Source organism: Acidithiobacillus ferriphilus (assembly GCF_018854775.1).
In the GTDB taxonomy this organism is placed as follows: Bacteria; Pseudomonadota; Gammaproteobacteria; order Acidithiobacillales; family Acidithiobacillaceae; genus Acidithiobacillus; species Acidithiobacillus ferriphilus.
Genome location: NZ_JAAZTY010000138.1, coordinates 1 through 4,597, shown reverse-complemented (window position 1 = coordinate 4,597; position 4,597 = coordinate 1). Strand labels below are relative to the sequence as shown.

Sequence of the window (4,597 nt, the reverse complement as noted above, 5' to 3'; positions counted from 1 at the left end):
AGGTATGGGGCGAACAGCCGATCTTAGGAGCAATAGACTCCACCGCCGCCCAGGGCGAGGAATACTCGCCGCGGTGTTCCTGCACCATGCGCACCGCGCGTTCGCGAACTTCAGGGGAATATTTGGGTGTTTTAGCTTTGTTCATCATGGCTCCATTCTCTTGGAAAAAGGAGCCTCCTCAAAATCCGGGGCGGTTCAGACGTAGGCTGAGGGCGAGGAGAAAGGGGGCATGCTGGTCAGCCCACCTCATCGCCCTTCAGCGGTGGCTTGTCCGGGCTGGCCGCTAACCAATCGTCGAGGGCGGCGATATCACCACGTGCCTGACGCTCGCGGAAATAGACTTCTGTTTTGAGGGCCGAGACTTTTTCGGCGATGGCCGTCACAAAAAACTGATTCATGGATACATGCTCTTCCTCAGCCACCTGGCGCACATAAGCGAGCAGGGACTCGGGCACGCGCAAGGCATAATTGGACATCAGGGTTGCTCCTCTCGCAATTGGCGCAAAAATGCGCCGGGTGTCGCCACCTTCAGGCGAAAACGCCTGGCGGTGGCAAAGTCTCGGATATTCATAGAAACCAGAACGTCTGCACGGCCATTCAGCGCGGTTTCCAAGACCATTTCGTCGGAGGGATCGCGCAGTTGTGGACGCCAGAGGTAATGCAGATGGACCGCTTCGCCGCATAAACACAAAGCGTCCAGAAATGCATCCGTCATAGGCACGCTTCGCCCGCTGGCTGTCAGTTGCTCCGGGCGCTTGAGCACGGCTTCATACTCCAGCATCAGCGGTACCGAAAGCAAGACGAGAAATTGCCTGTTTCTCATAGCCTGCAACAAGGCGAACGACGCACCCAGACGGCTGCGGGAAGCCGCCACCAATACGTTCGTATCCAGTACGACGCGCGGTAGTTTCATATTGCCTATGATATTATCATGTCGAAAAAAAACAAGTATCCCTACGCATCCATGCCCCATCACCACAGCCGTGGACCGTTTTCGGCAGTGATAGTTTGTGGTGGCGGGAATGACCAACTGTCCGATACCGTCACCGGTTCTCAAGATCGGTCATTCTGGCGTCGGCTTCCTGACGTGGAGCGGACAAAATCCCAATGAGTGCAACTCGGCCGAAGCGGCTCTTGGGGCCAAATGATACCAACGACAGTTGTCGGCCTCCTTACAGCCTATTCAGGTTGGTCCGATCCCTTTCCTTCGGTTGAACCATGACTCAGGTAGTAATTTCATTAAACCTGCCCGCCGACCCCTTTAAACTTCTCGACAAAAGCAACGATTTTCTGAAATACGCTTTGCTTTTTGGTCAGGTACTGCGGGTTTAACGGGCTCCGCCGGAAGCTGGCCAGATGAACCTGCTGGAGGAGGCCGTCGACCTTCGGTGAAATGATGTTCCAGGAATAGGTGCTAAGGCAGCCCAATCGGGCACACGAATGCATCAATTGACGGATCAATGGCACGCAAGAAGCCATCATGCGGCGTGAGGACGATCGCTTGATTATCGAGCCCGTAAAACGCAAAGGGCTTCTGGCCACTCTGGCGAGTCTTTCTGCCTTGGATGAGGAGTTCCCGGATACGGATCGCGATTTTCTCCCACTGGATGACATCGAACTGTGAGTGGGACCCGTCGCTACCTGCTGGTTGGACAACCCATACGAGGGGGTTGGCCCTATTCAATCTGGCCATTGATAGCAAGCTTCGTGGATGTGATCTGGTCAATCCCGGGAATCCCTGGCGATCTGGATCGCCAAGGTCGATTTGAAGCCTGAGCAGTATCTTTTTCCCGGCCAGCTAAGGGCATCCCCAATTCGTCCACCCGTCAATATGCCAGGATCGTTGATCGGTGGGTGAGCTCCATTGGTCTTGATCCCACGACGTATGGTACCCTCGGCATGCACGGGACCAAAGGCGACTCCTATTTACAAGCTCAGGTCAATTAATTTAATTTATGAATGGTTTATTTCGAAGATCATTCACCGGGTGGCTAATGCAGCCCGCTCGTCTACTCCACATCAAGGATAGAGCACCATGGGTTTTAACGGCTTTCGAACCTGCCGCCTCCGCGATCCGCTCTTATGGATAAGCGTCGCGCTGCTGATGGTTTTTGCGGGTGGCGCCAATGCCACTGGCATCGCGCAAATCATCCACGCACGCAAGGTGCACTTCAGGACACTCGGCAGGACCGACAAACTTCTGCGGGATCAGATGGATCGCTCGCACCTGAATTGGCGCCTGATCCAAGTGGACGCGAGGCAAATTGCCTTGCTTGCCGATTCCCTGCCCACATGGTTTCCTGCGGGCAGCGGGAAAGGGCATGGGGTCGGCACCCGAGCGAGCCGGGAAATCTGGGCGAAACCCGCTGCGTTCACCCAGGCCGCACAGAGAATGCGAATCAGCGCACAAAACATGACGCGGGACGCCGCAGACCACGACCTTCACGCGTTCGCACTGGATACCAGGAGACTCGGTCAGTCCTGCGACAGTTGCCATCGGGTTTTCCGCACGCACAGCGGCTGGTGGTGATGCATCATGGTCAACACGGGGGGTTCAGTTCGAAAGCGTGTTCGAGTCTGGGATCTGCCGACGAGGATCTGGCACTGGAGCATCCTGATTCTGTTCGCGACCTGCTGGTGGACCGCGGACACCGATCACATGCGATGGCACCTGTTCGCCGGCTACGGAGTCCTCGGTATCGTGTCTTTTCGGATTTTGTGGGGTTTTTGCGGCGGACAGACTGCCAGGTTCAGCAGTTTCGTTCGCGGACCCGCGAGCGTCTGGCGCTATGCCCGCAAGCTCCGCGATCGCGATCACTATGAGTCACTCGGTCACAATCCGCTGGGTGCACTCAGTATCATCGTAATGCTGAGCCTTTTGCTGCTGCAAACGATTCTCGGTCTATTCGCGGTCAATAACGACGGCGGCTCCTCAGGTCCATTGTCCCAGTGGGTCTCTTACACGACCGGACGGCGTTTCGCACATTGGCACGCCGACAATTTCAATCTCCTTTTGCTCATCATTGGTCTGCATCTCACCGCGATCGTATTCTACCGCCTGGTTCGCGGAGAGAACCTGGTGTCGGCCATGATTCATGGCTACAAGTCGCACCGATCATCCGGTGAAACTCCGTATTTCGTGCCGCTGTGGCGCGCGGTACTGCTCGCCGTCCCGATTCTCATCGGGATCGTATTGTTGGCGAGAATCTAATGGAGTGCTTATGGCAGCGCATGGCGAAGTGGCGGTTCTGGGGGCAGGTATTGTTGGGGTCTCCATTGCCTTGCAACTGCAGTTACGGGGTCGTTCCACCATTCTTCTGGATCAACAGGGGCCCGGAGAGGGAACGTCCTTCGGCAATGCCGGCCTGATTCAGCGCGAGGCGGTTATGCCGCACCCCTTCCCCCGTGCCCTCGCGACGCTGCTCAGCTATGCCCGTAATCAGTCGACCGAGGCTTACTACCGGGGGACAATGTTGCCGCGTCTGGCCATTCCCTTCATGCAGTACTGGTATAACTCCCAGGAAGATCGTCATCGGATGATTGCCCGGCATTATGCCGCACTGATTACCCACTGTTTGGATGATCACCTGGCTCTGGCCGGCGCGGCTGGGGTGATTGACCTGTTCCGTCCCGGTGGTTGGTTGCAGGTGCATGAAGAGCCCGAGTCTCTGGATCATGCTTTGAAAGAGGCGGCATTTAAGGCCGAAAATTTTGCGGTGGCCTACGATGCGCTCGACAGCGCTCAGGTGGCGGCGATGGAGTGCAGTCTGCGCCCCGGATTGGCCGGTGGCATCCACTGGACCCAGCCGCTGGCCGTCGTCGATCCCCATGCGCTCACGCGCGCGTACCTGAACTATTTTACCAGGATGGGTGGCGAATTCCGCACCAGCGCCGTGCAGGGTGTGGAGCGCAGTTCGACGGGATGGCGCATTGCTACGGTGCATGAACCGGTCGGCGCCGCCGAGGTGGTGGTGGCTTTGGGCGCATGGTCGCCGGATGTGACTCGGCCTTTGGGCTACCACCCGCCGCTTTTTGCAAAAAGGGGCTATCACATGCACTACGCGCAGCCGGAGGCCACACCACTTTGTCACCCGGTGCTCGATGCCGACCAGGGCTATGTATTGGCGCCCATGCAGCGCGGTATCCGCCTGACGACCGGGGCGGAGTTTGCGCATAGGGATGCTCCGCCATCGGTTATTCCGCTCACCCGCGCGGAGGCGCAGGCACGTCGGTTATTGCCTGCCCTGGGCAAGCGTTTGGACGCCGATCCCTGGATGGGGGTACGCCCCTGCACGCCGGATATGCTGCCGATCATCGGTCGGGCGCCAGGGCATCCTGGGGTCTGGTATGCCTTTGGTCATTGTCATCAAGGCTTGACCCTGGGACCCACCACCGGGCGCCTGCTGGCTGAAATGATGGCGGGTGAAACGCCGTTTACCGATCCCGCACCCTATCGCCCGGAGCGCTTCTGAGCGGGTCAGTGCTGACCCTGATCCAGAAAAAACTGGTAGGCGGGGTTGGCGGTTTCCGCCACATGCGGGTATTCGAGCCGGGCGAGCAGCGATTCAAATTGCGTCATCTCGGTATCCGGCACTTC

The 4,597-nt window shown here is 57.8% G+C and carries 6 protein-coding genes and 1 pseudogene; 4 read left to right on the top strand and 3 right to left on the bottom strand.

All coding sequences use genetic code 11. The features are described from left to right. The 3 genes and pseudogenes from HF921_RS10105 to HF921_RS10095 all read right to left on the bottom strand — a co-directional run. Positions 1-145 (bottom strand): annotated as a pseudogene (locus HF921_RS10105) (IS3 family transposase); the annotation flags it as partial. A gap of 91 nt (positions 146-236) precedes the next feature. Then, positions 237-476, bottom strand: coding sequence for an Arc family DNA-binding protein (locus HF921_RS10100; RefSeq protein WP_064218573.1), 240 nt, complete (start codon positions 474-476; stop codon positions 237-239). Further along, a complete protein-coding gene (locus HF921_RS10095) occupies positions 476-913 on the bottom strand; it encodes a putative toxin-antitoxin system toxin component, PIN family (protein WP_064218587.1) in 438 nt (145 codons plus the stop codon). The genes HF921_RS10100 and HF921_RS10095 overlap by 1 nt, the downstream gene beginning before the upstream one ends. A 567-nt stretch (positions 914-1,480) precedes the next feature. On the opposite strand from HF921_RS10095, the gene HF921_RS10090 reads away from it, so the two are divergent. From HF921_RS10090 to HF921_RS10075, 4 genes are all read left to right on the top strand, one after another. Beyond that, positions 1,481-1,624, top strand: a complete 144-nt coding sequence (locus HF921_RS10090) for an AbrB/MazE/SpoVT family DNA-binding domain-containing protein (RefSeq protein ID WP_226834453.1) — start codon at positions 1,481-1,483, stop codon at positions 1,622-1,624. A 411-nt stretch (positions 1,625-2,035) separates the two neighbouring features. Next, entirely contained in the window at positions 2,036-2,530 is a 495-nt protein-coding gene (locus tag HF921_RS10085; RefSeq protein WP_064218571.1) for a c-type cytochrome, read from the top strand. 6 nt (positions 2,531-2,536) lie between these two features. Further along, positions 2,537-3,211, top strand: a complete 675-nt coding sequence (locus HF921_RS10080) for a cytochrome b/b6 domain-containing protein (protein ID WP_064218570.1) — start codon at positions 2,537-2,539, stop codon at positions 3,209-3,211. Between the two features lie 10 nt (positions 3,212-3,221). Further along, on the top strand, positions 3,222-4,472 hold the full coding sequence (locus HF921_RS10075; protein WP_064218569.1) for an NAD(P)/FAD-dependent oxidoreductase: 1,251 nt from the start codon (positions 3,222-3,224) through the stop codon (positions 4,470-4,472). The last annotated feature ends 125 nt before the right edge of the window (positions 4,473-4,597 follow it).